This is a genomic window from Jannaschia pohangensis (assembly GCF_900113875.1).
In the GTDB taxonomy this organism is placed as follows: Bacteria; Pseudomonadota; Alphaproteobacteria; order Rhodobacterales; family Rhodobacteraceae; genus Jannaschia; species Jannaschia pohangensis.
Genome location: NZ_FORA01000001.1, coordinates 1157769 through 1175131 on the forward strand (window position 1 = coordinate 1157769; position 17363 = coordinate 1175131).

Sequence of the window (17363 nt, forward strand, 5' to 3'; positions counted from 1 at the left end):
GTTTTCCATAATCAAGCCAAGGGCGCACCACGTTATGACTGATTACACGCCTTTCAAGAACACCAAGCTTAGCAACTTAACCGCCTTAGATTTAAACGATCTTTCGCAGGTAAGAGAGGGCTGGTATGTAGAATATAAGGAGAAGATCCCAAACTCGAAGTCTATTGCGAAATCTGTTTCTTCTTTTGCAAACACCTATGGCGGATGGATATTTTACGGGATAAAAGAGAGGTCTGGGGCAGATAATTCTGCTGAATGCTGCCCCGGCATCAATCATGAACAGTTAGACGAATCGATTCAAACCATTCGGCAGAGTATATCTGCCCACCTCAACCCACTTCCGCACTTCGAAATTAAAATCCTTACTGGGCCGAATTCCGAGATGGGGCTTTCCGAGATATGTTCTGTAATTTGTATTCATGTCCCGATGAGCTTCTCGACTCCTCACATTCATTCTAATGGCTGTATATTTCGGCGAGTAGCCGATAGCTCTGAGCCAAAATCAGAAACCGATCGTCACCAATTAGATAACCTCTGGGAAAGAGGTGAAAAGGTAAATCAAAAATATGAAGATTGGGTAAAACGTCATCCCGAACTTACAGAAGGTGATGTTGAAATTCCTTACCTCCGCATACTACTGGACGCTGACCTTCGTAGCGTGGAAGGTGCGTCTTGGCGTTTCTCCAGCAAGGAGATTTCAACCATCCTCAACGAACCAGATAGTGGCCCATACGCGCCCGTTGATTCTTGTTATCGCTCCAATCGAGGATTAATAGCAAGGCAAACATCAAGTTTGTCAAAACATTCTCAATTTGGCCTCACGTGGATTATCGGACCTGGCTTAAAAAGTGAAATATGGATACCATTAAACCTTTATTACACCCATGGCGACCTCCCATACATCGTTGGATTCGAAAAATACGAGAATACTACCGAATTTTACGAATTACTCCGGTCTTCACGAGTTACCGATGGGAAGATCCTAGATTTGAATCAGATATGGCAAACCTTGATATCTATAATGAACAGGTACATCCAACTTTTGGAAAAGAACAACACGCCAAAGAATAAAATCTTCGCCAAGACCGTAATATCAGGCGTTCGCCAATGTATACCTTTTTTAGACTCAAGTACGATACTTTGCAATATTAAAACACAAGGTTTGCCTTTTTGCATCTATGATGAAGTGATAACGCCCTTCGGCTATCACCCTGATACCTTCCACGAAATAATAAATATTTTTGACGATGAAGGTTTCGAGAAATATTTATTTCCGACCCTAATGGTAATGGAACTTGTATGCGCCGGTCTGGGCGTTCCGGGTTTCTTTGAAGAGCCAGGCAGTCAGGACTTGGCGACGCTATTGCGGGAGCTTTCGGAGGCCGGTGAAAGAGCAGTTGGTAGAAAAGCGGCCCAGAATAAAGAACTCGGCAGTTGATTGTTGCCCCACACTTCTTCCCCGCTCCAACACCGCTATGATCTCCACCACCGAGGGCTTGGGCCGTCCCATCCACGCCCCCCGCGCTTCCTCGACCAGATCGTCCCCCTCCAGCAACCCCGCCAGCCGGGCGCGGGCAAACGCCCCGAGCACGAGGGTCATGCGCGGTCCCATGCCCGCGCCCATCGACTTGAACAGCCCCTCATCCTTGCTCCCTTCCCCTCCCCCGCTCCAACAACGCAAAGCACTCCGCTGCCGTCGGTTTCGCCTTGCCCATCCAGTTTTCCCGCGCCTGTTCCACAAGATCCTCGCCTTCCAGCAGCCCTGCCAGCCGGGCGCGGACGAAGGCGCTCAGGACCGTGTTCATGCGCGGGCCCATGCCCGACCCCATGGAGCGGAAGAGTTTGTAGACGTCCTCGTCCACGTACAGGCTCACCTTGCGTTTCTTCTGGCTGCGGTTCTGCCAGATCTGTCGCCAGTCCTCCGGCACGCGGTCGCGGCGGGTTGCGGCATGGGCCATGTCCCATTCGAACCGCATCATCATCGCCAGCATTTCGGAGGTCTGGTTGCGCTGTGCCTTGGTCGTCATCGTCGTCCCCTTTCGGTGTCATCGAAGGGGAGCCTCGGGCGGAGCGGTTAGCGAAAGGTTAACGCGGACAACGTCCGACGCGGATCACCCGTTGGTCACCCGCGTCTCCGCTGTGGATTATTCCGCCAGTTTCTTCAGCCGCGCCATCAGGCTCGACGTGTCCCAGCGGCCGCCGCCCATGGCCTGGACGTCCTTGTAATACTGGTCGATCAGCGCCGTTCCGGGCAGCGGCGCGCCGATGTTCTCCGCCTCGGCGAGGCAGATGCCCAGGTCCTTGCGCATCCAGTCGACGGCGAACCCGTGGTTGTACTCCCCGGCCAGCATCGTCTTGTGTCTATTGACCATTTGCCAGCTTCCGGCCGCCCCGCCCTGGATCACGTCGACCACCGCCGCGCCGTCCAGACCCGCCTTCTGGGCAAAGACCATCGCCTCCGACAGACCCTGCAACAGCCCCGCGATGCAGATCTGGTTGACCATCTTCGTCAGCTGCCCCGCGCCCACGTCGCCCATGTGCTTGCTGAGCTTCGCAAAGGCCGCCATGACCGGCTCCGCGCGCTGGTAATCCTCGGGTTTTCCCCCGCACATGATCACCATCTGCCCATTCTCCGCCCCCGCCTGGCCGCCCGAAACAGGCGCGTCCACGTAGTTGATTTTCAACGCTTTTGCGGCTGCGGCCAACTCCCGCGTGACCTCCGCCGAGACTGTGGTGTGGTCCACGAAAAGCGCGCCCTCCGCCATGCCCGCAAAGGCCCCGTCGTTACCCAGGCACACGCCCCGCAGGTCATCGTCGTTGCCCACGCAGGCCATCACGATATCCGCCCCGTCAGCCGCCTCGCGCGGGGTCGCCGCCATCTCTCCGCCGTGCACATTGGCCCAGCTTTCGGCCTTGGCCGCCGTCCGGTTGTAGACGCAGACCTCGTGCCCCGCCTTGACCAGATGTCCGGCCATCGGAGCGCCCATCACGCCCATCCCCAAAAACGCCACTTTCGCCATGCCGACCTCCCTTTGCATCCATGCCTTTCCGCGGTTAGACCCGCCCAACCGACAGGGGTCAACCGGGGGCATCATGGAACGTCTGTTCCGCTGGACATTTCGCATCGTGACGGGGTCGCTGATCCTGTTCGGCCTGTCACTGGCCTTGGTGTTCTGGCTCGCCTCGCGGTCGTTGCCCGACTATGACGCGACCGAGACCGTGGCCGGGCTGACCGCCCCGGTCGAGATCGTGCGCAACACCCACAATGTGCCCCACATCTTCGGCGAGACGGACGCGGATGTGTTCTTCGGCCTGGGCTATGCCCATGCGCAGGACCGGCTGTGGCAGATGACGCTGATGCGGCGGACGGCCCAGGGCCGGTTGTCGGAACTCTTCGGAAGTCGCACCGCCCGCACGGACGAATTGCTGCGGCGCCTTGGGCTCTACAAGGCGGCGACGGCGTCGGTCGAGGCGCAGGACCCAGAGACGATGGCCATGCTGCGCGCCTATTCGGCGGGGGTGAACGCCCGCATCGCCGTGGTCAACCGGGAGGCGTCGGGCCGGGGTGCGCCGGAGTTCTTCCTCTTCTCGCCGCAGATCGCGCCCTGGCAACCCGCCGACAGCATCGCGGTGGTCAAGCTGATGGCCCTGCAACTCTCTGGCCATGTGACCGAAGAGGTGCGCCGGGCCCGCGCCTCGCTGGTCCTGCCGGCCGAGCGGTTGCGCGACCTGCACCCTGACCTGCCCGGCGCGGGCACGGTCGAGCTGGCGGGCGACCTGTTCCCGGGGCTCGAGCCCAGGCAATACGCCGCCGCCGAAACACCGTTCCTCTGGCCCGTGCCGGACGGCGACCTGGCCGGCGCTTCGAACGCCTTCGCCGTGGCGCCGGACCGCGCGGCGGCGCGGTCGGCCCTGCTGGCCAACGATCCGCATCTCGGGCTTCAGGCCCCGGCGCTCTGGTATCTGGCCCGGATGGAGCTTGCCTCGGGCGGGGTGATCGGTGCGACGGTGCCCGGTTTGCCCACGATCCTCGTCGGTCGAAGCGAGCGGCTGGCCTGGGGTCTGACGTCCAGTTACCTCGACGATCAGGACGTGCTGATCGAGCAGCTGAACCCCGAAAACCCCACGCAATACCGCACGCCCGACGGTTGGGCAGACTTCGAGACGGAGCGCAGCATCCTGACGATCAAGGATGCAGAACCCGTGACCCTGACCCTGCGGCGCAGCGTCAATGGCCCCGTCCTGACCGGCAGTCAGTTCGATCTGGGGGCGGTGACGCCCGACGGTCATGTGGCCGCCCTGTCCTGGACGGGCCTGTCGACCGAGGACACCTCGCTGCGCGCCGGGCTGGACTTGATGCGGGCCCAAACGCTGGATGATGGGCTGGCTGCGACGGAACATTTCATCGCCCCGGCCCAGAACCTGATGCTGACCGACGGGACGCGGATCGCCATGGCCCTGATGGGGCGGCAACCCGACCGCGACCCGGGCCACCAGTCCGAAGGCCGCATTCCCGCCCCCGGCTGGATCCCCGAGAACCGTTGGCGCGGCCTGAAACCCGCCAGCGCCAACCCCGTCTGGGCCGACCCGGACAGCGGCATTCTGGGCAACACCAACAACAAGACCGTCAACACGCCCTTCCCCGATCACCTGAGCCACTATTGGGGCGACAGCCAGCGGGTGCAGCGGATGGAGCGGTTGATGCAGGACCGACAGGTTCACACCCGGCAAAGCCTTGTCGATGCGCAACTCGACATCATTTCCACCGCCGCGCGGTCGCTGCTGCCGTTGATCGGGCGCGATCTGTGGTTCACCGGCGAAGCGGCCCCGGCGGGCACGCCCGAACGGCGCCGCGAAGTTGCGCTGGAACTGCTGGCCGCCTGGAACGGCGAGATGTCAGAGCACCTGCCCGAGCCGCTGATCTATGCCGCCTGGATGCGCGCGTTGCAGCAACGCCTGATCCGCGATGACCTCGGACCGCTCGCCGCCGAATACCCCCGGATGGAGCCGCTGTTCATCGAACGGGTCTATCGCAACATCGATGGCGCGCAGGCCTGGTGCGACATCATCCAGTCGAGCGCCGTCGAAAGCTGCACCGACGTGGCGCGCCTGGCGCTCGACGATGCGCTGCAATTCCTCGAAGATCGCTATGGCGGACGGGTCGAAGCCTGGAGATGGGGCGACGCGCACGAGGCGATGCAGGATCATCCTGTCCTGGGCGAACAGCCCGGCCTGTCGTTCATCGTCAACATCCGGCAAAGCACCTCGGGCGGCGATCACACGCTGAACCGGGGGCGCACGGGGGGCGAGATGCCCAACCCCTTCGCCAACGTCCATGCCGGCAGCTATCGCGGCGTCTACGACTTCTCGGACCCCGAGAGCAGCCTGTTCATCATCTCGACCGGGCAATCGGGGCACCCGCTGTCGCGGCACTACGACGATCTGGGCGAACTGTGGCGACGGGGCGAATACATCCCGATGACGCTGGACCCGCAATTGGCGCGGGCCGGTGCCGTGGGTGTCACGCGGTTGCTGCCCGAAGCCGACTAGTCCAGCGCCTTGCCCAACCGGGGCAGCCGCGCACGTTTCATCATGGCGCGGCGGTCAAGGTCTTCGCCCGACAGGCGGCAGGCGGTCGCATGGACCCCCGCCACGACCCCGGCCACCGCGTCCGAATGTGCCAGCCACAGGTCCATCAGGAAGGCGTCCGGGTTCGACAGGGAGATCCCCTCGGCCGCCACGTCGCCACGCGGGAAGTCACGGATGTTCAACGTCACGAGGATATCCGCGCCCGCATCGGACGCGGCGGCCAGGACATGCACATCGTTCGGGTCGGGCAGATACATCCGCGCCTCCGTCGCCTCTCCGGGCCGGACTTCGGCCTTGGGAAAGCGGGCGCGAAGAGCGGCGATCTCGCCCCGGGCAAAGACCTCCCCATCGGGGATCTTGCGGGTCGCGCGGGCCCATTCCTCCAGGACGCGCGGGCTCCAGAGGGGGCGATAGAGGTCGGCGGCGGCGCAGCCGACCAGAATTTCGCGCAACACCGTCGGGTAAAGAACGCAGGCGTCGAGGAAGGCTTTCACGGCATCAGCCGGAAGGTCAGCGCCTTGAGGTATCCGCTTTCGGTCAGCTGAGGATGCACCGGATGATCGGCCCCGGCATAGCCGGTGTGGACCAGCTGCCCCGACCGCCCCGCGCGCCCGATTCCCCGGATGCAGGCCATGCGAAACTTGGACAGGTCGGCGGCATGCGAACACGAACAGAGCGTCAGATAGCCGCCCGGCGCCACCAGCGGCGCGGCATTGCGGGCGACCTTTTCATAGGCGCGCAGACCTTGGGTCAGCGCCTGTTTGGAGGGTGCGAAGGCCGGAGGGTCGGCCACGACGATGTCGAAGGTCGCACCTTCTGTCGCGAGGTCGGCCATCACGGCGAAGGCGTCGCCCCGGCGGATCGCGAAGTCATCGGCGCGACCCATGGCAGCCGCCCCCCGCTCGGCCAGGGCTAGGGCAGGCGCAGAGCCGTCGACGGCCAGGGCCGACGTCGCCCCCGCCGCCAAAGCCGCCAGACCGAAGCCGCCCACATGGCTGAAGACGTCCAGAACGCGGGCATCCCGCGCCAGGCCGGCAACGAAGGCGTGATTTGGCCGCTGGTCATAGAACAGACCCGTCTTCTGCCCGCCGATGAGGTCGGCCATGTAGGTCGCCCCGTTCATCGGCACGGCGACGGCATCGTCCAGCCCGCCGCGCAGCCAGCGGGCGGTGTCGTCAAGCCCCTCGGCATCGCGCGACCGACCCGAGGCATTGAGCAGCACATGGCTCAGGCCAAGGGCGATCAGCGCGTCCGCAAACAGATCGGCCCGCGCATCTGCCCAGGCGCTGTTGGGTTGCAGGACGGCGGCATCGCCGAAACGGTCGATGACGACACCCGGCAGACCGTCCGCCTCGGCATGGACCAGACGGTAGAAGGGCGCGTCGAAGGCCCGGGCGCGGTGCGCCAGCGCCATCTCGAGCCGGGCGGCGATCCAGGTGCCGTCGATCTCGGCCAGCGGGTCACGGTCGAGCATGCGGGCGGCGATCCGGCTTTCGATGGTGACCGCGACAGTGCCGAGGGGCTGGCGTTCGGCGTCTTCCAGAACGGCGATGGTTCCCGGCGCAATCGCCTGGGTGCGCCGGTCGGTCACCAGCTCGTCGCGGTGGACCCAAGGGTAGCCATGTCGGATGCGGCGCGCGTCGGCCTTGGGCTTCAGGCGCAGTACCGGGCGGGAGGAGGTGTCATGTTCGGTCATGGCTCCCTCTAGTCCGACTGCCGGACATGCGAAAGGCCCCACGAGGGGGCCTTTGTCATCGGCACGGGGCCGATATCGCGGCAGCTTCACGCGTGGGCGGAACCGGTCCGGGCAGTGCCGCGCAGGCGGGCAAACAGACTCGCGAACATCTCGCGGACATAGGCGGCGCGCAGGGCGCGGGCACGGGCTTCGATGGCCATGGTATCAAGATCAACAGTCGTCATATCGGTATCTCCGGCGGGTTGGGTGGGTGCGTGCGGCGCCCCTGTTCCTGTTGATCCCAACTTATGCCGCGATGCCGCAAACTACCAATGCGGTTGCAGCAATTCCCCCATGCACCTGACGCAAAATGCCGCTAGGTCAACGCCTTGATACCCTGCGCTGTTGCCCGAGCTCCCTGCAACATCCAGCCATGTTCCGAGGAGACGAAGAACATCGTGAACCCGTTCGGCCGCCAGGCTTGGGCGGTCGCGACGTCGGGGACCCAGGTCACATAGGTCTTCCCCGCCGCTGCGCAGACCTTCCCGACCGAGGCCATGGCCGCCCGCAGGTCCGGATTGTCGAGGGTTTCGTGGCCGTAGGACACCGTCAGGTCGGCGGGCCCGGTGAAGAGGCCGTCGATCCCTTCGACGGCAGCGATGTCGGCGGCGGCCTCTACCCCCTCCGGCTCCTCGATCTGGGCGATGACGATGGTTTCGGCCTGCGAGCGGGCCAGCAGGGCGGGCATTGTGGAGGTGGTGTATTCCGCCCATCGGGTCGATCCGGCATAGCCGCGCCCGCCGTGGCCGAAGCGGGCCGCGCGGGCGATGTCGTGCGCTTTCTCCACGCTGTCGACATGGGGGACGACGATGCCGGTGGCGCCCATGTCCATCACGTCGAGGATGCGTGCCGGGCTACCGTCGCCGATGCGGACAAGGACAGGAAAGTCGCGCGCCCGGGCAACGGCCATGCAAGCATCCATGGCACCGCGATCGAAGGGGGCATGTTCAGCGTCGATGCAGACAAAATCGAGACCCGACAGGATCAGGATTTCCATCACCACATGGTTCGGCGTCTTCATGAATGTGCCCGCCAGCGGCGCGCCCGACTTCATCAGGGCCCGAAGCCCCGTTGGTGTGTGCGTATCATCCATTGCCGCGCCCCTTCCGTATCTGCGTCGCTGCAATTGCTTGCAGCTTGGGTCGCCGCGCACAAGTCGCGTCGCGATGGCGATGGATCAGGGAAGCTCCGGGAGATCGGGGAGATCGGGGAGGTCCGGCAAATCCGGCAGATCGGGCAATTCGGCTTCGCCCGGATCGAACGAGAGATCCAGATCCGGCATTTCGGACATCAGCTGATCGGTGGCGGCAGTGGCCATGGCCCCGGACTTTGCCGCATTCGGCACCGACAGGGCCGACCCCGCCGAGCCGTCACCGCCGAACGAAGGGCCTGCGACGGCGGTGCCATGCGCGCCGCTCGACGGCTGTGCTGCGGGGTCCGCCGCCTCGCCGGGCAGGGCCGCGATCTTGACGGCGCGCTGGCCATTGAGTTGGCCCAGACGCGCGACCAACGTGGCGTTGCGCGGCAGGGTTTTGCGCCCGGGGGATGTCACGCCCGAGGAGCCCCCGACCAGGGTGACCCTGGACAGCGCTGATGCGCTCAGCGGGATCAGGTCGCCTGCCTTCATCCCGATCAGGCGCGACAAGGGTATGGTGACCGTCGGCAGCATCGCCTCGATCCGGACAGGCGCGGCCATCGCCGTTTCCTGCAGGGTTCGGTGCCAGTCGGCACCGGGGTCAGGCGCGCTGCCATCTTCGGGCAGGGACGCCGCGTCGACGGGCAACAGGACGCTGATCCGCCCGGTCCGTGCGCCGTGGCCGAACCCGAGCGCGATGTCGATGCGCAGGAACTGCGGCGCGGTCAGAACCAACGCCAGCGAATCCGGGCCCGCAATGAAACTGCCCGCGCGCAGGGGGCCGGGCATCGGCCCGTCGTGACGAGGCGGCAGAATGCCGTGCACCTGCTCCAGCAGGGCGCGCGCAAAGGGTTGGGCCAGGGCGGCATCGATCCGCGTGGGGCGACGTGGCGGGCGGCCCGCGCCATCGACGCGCCCGATGGTCTGCACCTCGATCAGGGCATCGGTGGTGGCCGGGTCGAAGACGATGAGCCCGGTCTGCGCCGCCAAAGCCTCGGGCGCCGGACGGGCCGGGCCGGTCAGATCGACGCCCGGAGGGTCGAGCAGAAGGCAGAGCGCCTGCGCATCGATGTCGTCGAACGCCTCGGCCCCGGGAACACGGCGGGCCATCCGGCCGGATGTCGACAGCCCCAGACCGGCCATCCCGTCGCCCAGACGCAGCAATCCGGTGCTGAGCGCACGGGCCAGCTCGGGCGCCTCCGGACGCACGACGGGGGCCGCGCCCGGCGGGGCGGCACCGGCCATACGGCGTAGCGTCGGAGAGGGAGAATCGGGCGGCATGACATCCGTCAGTGGGGAATCTGTGACGTCTGTCTGGGCCAAACGGGTTAACAAAGGCTTTGCGGCCCCTGCATTTGCAGCGAACTTTCGCCGGATGCGGCCTATTCGGCGGCGCGCGCGGCATCCACGGGACGGGGCAGACGGACACGGAACGCCGCCCCGCCCTGACCGGGCAGATAGTCGATGGTCCCGTCGAGCCGCATCATCACCTCGCGACAGATCGCCAACCCCAGGCCCGCGCTTCCCGCCGACGCCTGATCGCTGAGCCGGGCGAATTTTTCGAAGATGAGGCCACGGTCCCGTGGGGCGATCCCGGCGCCGTTGTCGATGAAGTCGATCATCACCGACTCGCCCTGAAGACCGACCCGGATGCGAAGCGAGGGCGCAGCGGCCTCGCAATACTTGGCGGCGTTCGTGATGAGGTTGATGAAGACCTGCGCCAGACGGTCGGTGTCGGTCTCGACCTCCACATCCTCTTGGTCCGGGTTGCGGATCACGTCCAGCCCGGTCTGGCCCGAGGCCGTCACCGCGCGGTCCAGAATATCCGCAAGGCTGGCGCGGGTGCGGTTCAACGTGCCTTGCCCGGATTCGAGGACGCTGAGGTCCAGAAGATCGTCCAGCAGGCGGGTCAGGCGCTGGCTTTCGTCCTGGATGATCCCGGCATAGCGCGCGCGCTCCTCCTCCTCGAGGCCGTCCATCCGCAGGATTTCCGAAAAGGCGCGGATGGAGGTCATCGGCGTGCGCAGCTCGTGGCTGACCTGGCTCAGGAAGGCGTCCTTCTGGCGGCCGAGCGCGGTCAGCTTGGCATTCGCCTCGCGCAGCTGTTCGGCGGTATGGGTCAACTCGTCGGACTGGGACTGGAGCATCGCGGAATATTCCATGATCTGCGCCGTCTCGTCGGCCACGGCCAGCAGATCCTCGACCGAGACAATGGAGTCGCCGGTGATCCCTGTGACCATGGCATGGGCCGTGGCGGCCCCGACCGACCCCGAAAGGCGACGTTCGAGGGTTTCGAGCAGGGCGGGTGTGACGTGGGGCATCTCGCCGATCCGGCCTTCGCCCCGGGCCGCGGCCCCGAACAGGGCCTGCGCCTCGGCGGCACCCAGAATGCGCTGCGCCATGACCAGCAGTTCCTCTGCCCCCGCACTGCCCGACCGGTGACCGCGCGGACGGGCGGCGCGGTCGAAGACCTGAACGAAACGCGGAGCCTGCAGGCGCTCCATCTGCGTGGGCTCCGTCAGAAGGGACACCGCACAGAAGACCAGGACGTTGAGCCCGATTGACAGCAGAAGCGAGGTCAGGAACGGATCGCCGCCCAGGCCGAACATCGCCTCGGGGCGCAGGGCCCCGATGCCGAAGGGACCTTCCGGCAGCCATCCCGGCCCCATCAGAACCGGCAGAAGCATCGTCCAGGCCCAGATCGCAAAGCCCGTCACGATGCCCGAGGCGGCGCCGATCCGCGTCGCCCCCGTCCAGAACAGGCCGAACATCAGCGCGGGCAGGACCTGCGCCATCCCCACAAAGGAAATCAGCCCGATGGCCGCCAGGGCCGAAGTGCCCCCGCTGACAGCGTAATAGGCATAGCCCATAGCGAGAACCACGAGGATGGAGGCCCGCCGCGCGCCCAGCACAACCCGCCGTACATCCCCCGAGATGGAAGCCCGCCCCTGCCCCTGCCACGCCAGCCACAGGGGCATGACGATATGGTTCGACAACATGGTGGCCAGGGCGACCGAAGCGACGATCACCATCGACGTGGCCGACGAAAAGCCGCCCAGAAACGCCAGCATCGCCAGCCCGTCCCGCCCTTCGGCCAGCGGCAGGGTCAGGACATAGAGGTCGGGGTTGGCCCCCGCGGGCATCCGCGCGAGGCCTGTGGCGGCAATCGGCACCACGAAAAGGCACATCGCCAGCAGGTAGAGCGGAAACGCCCAGGAGGCGGTCGCCAGATGCCGCTCATCGGTGTTCTCGACCACCAGCACCTGGAACATGCGCGGCAGGCAGATGATCGCCGCCGCAGATACGAAGATCAGCCCCGCCCATCGGCCCGGCGTCGCCGTCCAGTCGGCCAGCGGCGAGGCGGCGATGGTCGCAGCCGCCCCCGACAGACCGTCGTTCAGGCCCCAGACCACGAAGATACCGACCGAGAGGAGCGCCACCAGCTTGACGATGGATTCGACGGCGATGGCGGTGACGATCCCGTCGTGACGCTCGTTCGCGTCGAGGTTCCGGGTGCCGAAGAGGATCGTGAAGACGGCAAGGCCCGTCGCGACCCAGAAGGCGAGCGATGTCTGGCCCGCCGCATCGCCCGAGGTGGCGAACACTCCGAAGGACAGGGTCACCGACTGTAACTGGAGCGAGATGTAGGGCGTCGTCCCTATCACCGCGAGGATGGTCACGATCACGGCGAGCAGATTGGACTTGCCGTAGCGACTGGACAGAATGTCGGCGATGGAAGTGATCCGCTCGGCCCGTCCAATCCGCACCAGCTTGCGCAGGACCCACCACCAGCCGACGAAGACCAGCGTCGGGCCGAGATAGATCGTCATGAACTCCAGCCCGGACCGCGCCGCGTAGCCGACCGCGCCATAAAACGTCCAGGCGGTGCAATAGATCGAAAGCGACAGGGTATAGATGCCCGGCCCCCGCAGAAGGCCGCCGCCCCGCGCCGCCTGCCGCTCCCCGGCGAAGGCCATCACGAACAGGAACGCGACATAGGCCAGGCAGACCGCGACCAGCAGGTTGAACGTGAGGTTCATAGGGCGGAGTCAGGCGCTGGTGCCGCCCCGTCGTCGTCCCGGGCCCGCGCATGCAGCCGGGCGATCCAGAAGGCGCAGCCGATCAGGGCGGCCCAGGCGACAAAGAGATAGGCAAGCCACGGCGCGGTCGCCCCTTCGGTCGCGGAGCCTGACAGCACGAGGTCCGGGACAAGGAAGAGAACCCCGCCGAGGAACGGCAGCAGGCGGGCCGCATCGGCGATCCGCGAGCGCATCCGGGCGCGCCGCTGCGCCGCATTCGCGGCGGGATCGAGCAGGTCGCTCACCCCGTACCGTCCGGTGCACCCGCCAGTTCGCGCACGGCATCCAGCAAATCGCGGTTGGAAAACGGCTTCGTCATGAACCGGCTGACCCCCAGGGCCTCGGCGCGTTCCCGGTCCTTGGTCTGCCCCTTGGCCGTCAGCATCAGCACCGGAAGGGCCGAACGCTCCCCGTCCCGGATCGCGCCCAGGATGTCGAAGCCCGACTTTCCCGGAAGCATGACATCCAGCACCACCACATCCGGCGCGTGCCGATCGACCGCCTCGAGCGCCGTCGTCCCGTCGGAATGCGTCGACACGCGCCAGCCGTCGCGTTGCAGGATGAACGCGATGGCCGTGGCAATGTTGGGCTCATCCTCGATCAGAAGGACGCGTCCCGGACTTGTCTGCGGTGCCGATTGGTCTGCGGTCATGGCCGGCCTCCCCTCCGGTCACGTCTGGCCCTGCGACTGTGTTCGCTTCTGTCCGATCTGTCCAGAGGGCGGGGCGCGCCGCGCCAGTCGGTCAAGGTCTCGCCGGGAGCAGGGCCGCGGCCCCCGGGGCGACCGGTTCGGACAGGACGGACGGCTCCCTGCGCGCGGCGCAATCGGCGCGCGGACAGGTTCGGCACCCTGGCCCCACGGGCTCGGCCCGGCCCGGCGTGTCGGCGCGGGTCAGGAGCATCGTGGATTGCAGGACAGGCTCCGTCCCGAATTTGGGCGGCGTGACCGAGGCCGCGACCGCATGAACCTGCCAGCCCGCGCCGTCGGGCGTCTCGATCCGCGCGGCAAGCGCCCGACCGGGTTGCCGAAACGCCGCATAGACGGGCCAGAGCGGACAGCCGGCCCCCACCACCGGCAGGGGAAACCCGGCCACGGGCTTGCGCCGGATCATCGCGCCGGCCGCGTCGCAGATCACCAGACCCCGCCCCGGGACCGCCAGACCCATGCGCCGCAGGACAAGCGCCATATCGCCCTGGGCCGCGTCGATCAGATCGTCGGGTGTCCGCGCCATCTCGACCAGCGGTCGCGGCAGGCGCGCGGCATCGGCGGCGTCGCGGGTCAGGACTTCGGCGGCGAGCGTGCGTGTGGCGGGGTCGGCGATCCCGGCGACGAGATCCGGGACGGCTGCTCCGCCGGACGGCCCTTCCAGCGCCCCGGCCAGATCGTCCTGCGCCTCGAGGAACCGGGCCACGCCTTCGGAGGGCAACAGGTTCCCGTCCCCCGCCGTCGCCTTGCGGTCGAAGAGCCCGACAACCGCCTCGGCCCCCTCGGCCAAGCGGCGGCTGTCTTCATCGAGGTTGGCGTGAAATCGGGCCAACCAGTTCGGATCGATCTCGGGGGTCTGTGCCAGGATCGACGCCGTCGACCGGACAACCGAGACGGTCGAAAGAAGTTCATGCATCGCCTCGGCCAGTGACGGGTCATGGGCCAGGCGGTCCGACATCGCCTCGATGGTGCGAGCCTGCGCGGCAAGCGCCTGGGCCTGGGCCTGAATCACCCGGGCCCAATCGGGGAGCCGCCGGGCCAGGTCCGCGGCCTGCGCCAGGCTGTCGGGCCCGAGGCCGCGCGCAGCACCCGCCGCCTGCACCGCGCTCACGAGGCCGCTGTCACCATCTTCGGACAGGGCGGCGCGGTCGACCCCGAGCGCCTCGGCCAGCCGGATCAAAAGGCTGCCACCGATGGGGCGGCGGTTGTGCTCGATCAGATTCAGATAAGAGGGCGAGATCCCGACTTTTGCCGCCAAAGCGCCTTGTTTGATGGCAAGCTCAAGCCTGCGGTCGCGAATCCGACTTCCGGTTGGCATGGAGCGGGGCATGCAACCTCCTGATCCGGCGGACTTGCTGCAATTGCAAAAGCGGGCCTTCTGCGATCGCGAGAGAACGAATTTACAAAACCCAAAGCGTTTATGTCATTTTCTTTACAGAAAAACCATGGCAATTCGGAGTCTTATTGAAGTCTTCACCTCATTGCCGCGATAGTGTGCACGACTCGTCAATTGGCGGGTCCGACCCGTGCGGCCTTGAGGGAGGATGCCACGGGACACACCAATTAGGGAGGGTCTTCATGACCAAGACGAATTTCACCCGCCGTGGCGTGATGAAAACCGGCGCCGCCACTGGTGCCGGTCTCGCCGTTCCGACGCTGTTCACCGGGGCCGCCTGGTCCGATGGCCACACCGGCTTCACCAACGCGCCGGGCGAAGGCTCCGTGACCCTGGGCTTCAACGTCCCCCAGACCGGCCCCTACGCAGACGAAGGCGCGGACGAGCTGCGCGCATTCGAGCTGGCGGTCGAGCATCTGAACGGCGAAGGTGACGGCGGCATGCTGTCGACCTTCTCGTCCAAGACGCTGGACGGCACGGGCATCCTGGGCCGTCGCGTCGAGTACGTGACCGGCGACACACAGACCAAGCCCGACGCCGCCCGCGCCGCTGCCAAGTCCATGATCGAAAAAGACGGTGCCGTGATGATTTCCGGCGGCTCGTCCTCGGGCGTGGCCGTTGCCGTACAGGCCCTCTGCCAGGAAGCCGGCATCATCTTCATGGCCGGCCTGACGCACTCCAACGACACCACCGGCAAGGACAAGAAGGCCAATGGTTTCCGCCATTTCTTTAACTCCTACATGTCCGGTGCGGCGCTGGCGCCGATCTTGGCCGCGCAGTACGGCGCGGACCGCAAGGCCTATCACCTGACCGCCGACTACAACTGGGGCTACACGACCGAGGAAGCGATCCGCACCTCGACCGAAGCCCTGGGTTGGGAAACCGTCGCCGCCGTGAAGACGCCGCTGACGCAGACCGACTTCTCGTCCTACATCGCGCCGGTCCTGTCTTCGGGTGCGGATGTTCTGGTTCTGAACCACTACGGCGGAAACATGGTCAACTCGCTGACCAACGCCGTGCAGTTCGGCCTTCGCGCACAGCAGGCCAACGGCAAGCAGTTCGAGATCGTCGTCCCGCTCTACTCGGAGCTGATGGCACGCGGTGCAGGCGCCAACATCGGCGGCATCCTCGGCTCGCAGAACTGGGACTGGAAGCTGGAGAACCAGTTGGGCGCGCGTTATTCGGGCACCAATGCCTTCGTGCAGTCGTTCGGCACCAAGTTCGGCTTCCCGCCCTCGCAGGCGGCCCACACCTGCTATGTCCAGACGCTGCTCTATGCGGATGCCGTGGCGCGGGCCGGGTCGTTCAACCCCTGCGCCGTGGTCGAAGCCCTCGAAGGCTTCGAGTTCGACGGCATGGGCAACGGCCCGACGCTCTATCGTGCCGATGACCACCAGTGCTTCAAGGACGTCCTCGTGGTGCGCGGCAAGGAGAACCCCGAGAACGAGTTCGACCTGGTCGAAATCGTCGAGGTCACCCCGGTCGAGCAGGTCACCTATGCCCCCGATCACCCGCAGTTCGCGGGCGGTGCCCTGGGCACCTGCAACCCGGGCGCCTGACGCCTGCATCCGTGGCGGGGACATCCCCCGCCACGGTTCGCGGCCGGTCAGCCTGCCGCCCCCGCTTCCCCGATTGCCCGCCTGATGCGGGCCTCAACGCACACGCATTCCAACCGCAAGGGGTGGGATAATGGACGCAATCATCCTCCAGACGCTCAACGGGCTCGACAAGGGCTCGGCATACGCGCTCATCGCGCTCGGTCTGACACTCATCTTCGGCACGCTCGGCGTGGTGAACTTCGCCCATGGGGCCCTGTTCATGATCGGGGCCTTCTGCGCCGTGACGCTTCAGAAGATCCTGACGCTCAGCCATACGGTGATCGACGAGACACGCACGGACTTCCTGGGCAATCCGATGAAGGTGGATGTGCCCTACATCTATGAATGGTTCGGAGAATCGACGGGCAACGCGATCATCGACTGGTCCGTGCCACTGGCGATCATCCTGGCCATTCCGGTCATGATCGTCCTGGGCGTGGTAATGGAACGCGGCCTCATCAAGCATTTCTACAAGCGCCCGCACGCGGACCAGATCCTGGTGACGTTCGGCCTGGCCATCGTGCTGCAGGAGATCGTCAAGTATTTCTATGGTGCGAACCCGATCCCGGCCCCCGCGCCCGATGCGCTGGACGGTGTGTTCGACTTCGGCGCCATGCTCGGGTTCGATGCGAACACGATCACCTATCCGCTCTGGCGTCTGGTCTATTTCCTGTTCTCGGCGGTCATCATCTGCGCCGTCTTCGCCTTCCTTCAGTTCACCACCTTCGGGATGGTTGTCCGGGCCGGCATGGCGGACCGTGAAACCGTGGGCCTTCTGGGCATCAACATCGACAAGCGGTTCACCATCATGTTCGGCATCGCCGCTGCCGTGGCGGGCCTTGCGGGTGTGATGTACGCCCCGATCAACTCGCCCAATTACCACATGGGAATGGACTTCCTCGTGATCTCCTTCGTGGTGGTCGTGGTGGGTGGCATGGGGTCGCTTCCGGGGGCCGTGCTTGCGGGCTTCGTGCTCGGCATCCTCGAGGCATTTGCCTCGATGACCGTCGTCACCGACTTCTTCCCCGGCATCAACAACATCGTGATCTACCTGGTCGCCGTGCTCATTTTGCTTACCCGTCCGCGTGGCCTGCTTGGCCGCAAGGGCGTGATGGAGGATTGATC

Annotated in this window: 15 protein-coding genes; 4 read left to right on the forward strand and 11 right to left on the reverse strand. The window is 65.5% G+C overall.

Annotation, left to right across the window (positions count from 1 at the left end; genetic code table 11):
* Positions 1–34 precede the first annotated feature (34 nt).
* A complete protein-coding gene (locus BM002_RS05835) occupies positions 35–1438 on the forward strand; it encodes an AlbA family DNA-binding domain-containing protein (protein WP_092778163.1) in 1404 nt (467 codons plus the stop codon).
* A gap of 202 nt (positions 1439–1640) precedes the next feature.
* On the opposite strand, the gene BM002_RS05840 is transcribed toward BM002_RS05835, so the two are convergent.
* Positions 1641–2027 (reverse strand): BrnA antitoxin family protein, encoded by a 387-nt coding sequence (locus tag BM002_RS05840; RefSeq protein ID WP_092778165.1) that lies wholly within the window; start codon positions 2025–2027, stop codon positions 1641–1643.
* A 117-nt stretch (positions 2028–2144) separates the two neighbouring features.
* Positions 2145–3125, reverse strand: a complete 981-nt coding sequence (locus tag BM002_RS05845; protein ID WP_425431825.1) for an NAD(P)-dependent oxidoreductase — start codon at positions 3123–3125, stop codon at positions 2145–2147.
* Between BM002_RS05845 and BM002_RS05850 the strand changes: the two genes are divergently transcribed.
* A complete protein-coding gene (locus tag BM002_RS05850; protein WP_092778167.1) occupies positions 3094–5550 on the forward strand; it encodes a penicillin acylase family protein in 2457 nt (818 codons plus the stop codon). The two genes, BM002_RS05845 and BM002_RS05850, sit on opposite strands and share 32 nt — an antisense overlap.
* Here BM002_RS05850 and BM002_RS05855 read toward each other — a convergent pair.
* The 9 genes from BM002_RS05855 to BM002_RS05890 all read right to left on the reverse strand — a co-directional run bounded on the left by BM002_RS05855 (position 5547) and on the right by BM002_RS05890 (position 14574).
* Entirely contained in the window at positions 5547–6083 is a 537-nt protein-coding gene (locus BM002_RS05855; protein ID WP_092778169.1) for an RSP_2648 family PIN domain-containing protein, read from the reverse strand. The genes BM002_RS05850 and BM002_RS05855 overlap by 4 nt on opposite strands.
* The gene (locus BM002_RS05860) at positions 6080–7285 is read right to left on the reverse strand and encodes an RSP_2647 family RNA methyltransferase (protein ID WP_092778171.1); all 1206 of its coding nucleotides are present in this window, start codon (positions 7283–7285) and stop codon (positions 6080–6082) included. The genes BM002_RS05855 and BM002_RS05860 overlap by 4 nt, the downstream gene beginning before the upstream one ends.
* 86 nt (positions 7286–7371) lie before the next feature.
* On the reverse strand, positions 7372–7509 hold the full coding sequence (locus tag BM002_RS19260; protein ID WP_175484812.1) for an RSP_7527 family protein: 138 nt from the start codon (positions 7507–7509) through the stop codon (positions 7372–7374).
* Positions 7510–7640: 131 nt separating this feature from the next.
* Complete coding sequence (locus BM002_RS05865) at positions 7641–8417, reverse strand: HpcH/HpaI aldolase family protein (RefSeq protein ID WP_245749139.1); 777 nt, start codon at positions 8415–8417, stop codon at positions 7641–7643.
* Positions 8418–8501: 84 nt separating this feature from the next.
* A complete protein-coding gene (locus BM002_RS05870; RefSeq protein WP_139212288.1) occupies positions 8502–9704 on the reverse strand; it encodes a flagellar motor switch protein FliM in 1203 nt (400 codons plus the stop codon).
* Between the two features lie 137 nt (positions 9705–9841).
* Entirely contained in the window at positions 9842–12499 is a 2658-nt protein-coding gene (locus BM002_RS05875; protein WP_092778175.1) for a sensor histidine kinase, read from the reverse strand.
* The gene (locus BM002_RS05880; protein WP_092778177.1) at positions 12496–12783 is read right to left on the reverse strand and encodes a hypothetical protein; all 288 of its coding nucleotides are present in this window, start codon (positions 12781–12783) and stop codon (positions 12496–12498) included. The genes BM002_RS05875 and BM002_RS05880 overlap by 4 nt, the downstream gene beginning before the upstream one ends.
* On the reverse strand, positions 12780–13190 hold the full coding sequence (locus BM002_RS05885; protein ID WP_092778179.1) for a response regulator transcription factor: 411 nt from the start codon (positions 13188–13190) through the stop codon (positions 12780–12782). Before BM002_RS05885 ends, BM002_RS05880 begins: the two co-directional genes overlap by 4 nt.
* A 91-nt stretch (positions 13191–13281) precedes the next feature.
* Complete coding sequence (locus BM002_RS05890) at positions 13282–14574, reverse strand: short-chain fatty acyl-CoA regulator family protein (protein ID WP_092778181.1); 1293 nt, start codon at positions 14572–14574, stop codon at positions 13282–13284.
* Between the two features lie 248 nt (positions 14575–14822).
* Here BM002_RS05890 and BM002_RS05895 point away from each other — a divergent pair, with 248 nt between their 5' ends.
* Both BM002_RS05895 and BM002_RS05900 read left to right on the forward strand, forming a co-directional pair.
* Entirely contained in the window at positions 14823–16199 is a 1377-nt protein-coding gene (locus BM002_RS05895; protein WP_092778182.1) for a substrate-binding protein, read from the forward strand.
* A 130-nt stretch (positions 16200–16329) separates the two neighbouring features.
* Positions 16330–17361 carry a branched-chain amino acid ABC transporter permease gene (locus tag BM002_RS05900; protein WP_092778184.1) on the forward strand — a complete coding sequence of 344 codons (1032 nt, stop codon included), beginning with the start codon at positions 16330–16332 and terminating at the stop codon, positions 17359–17361.
* The last annotated feature ends 2 nt before the right edge of the window (positions 17362–17363 follow it).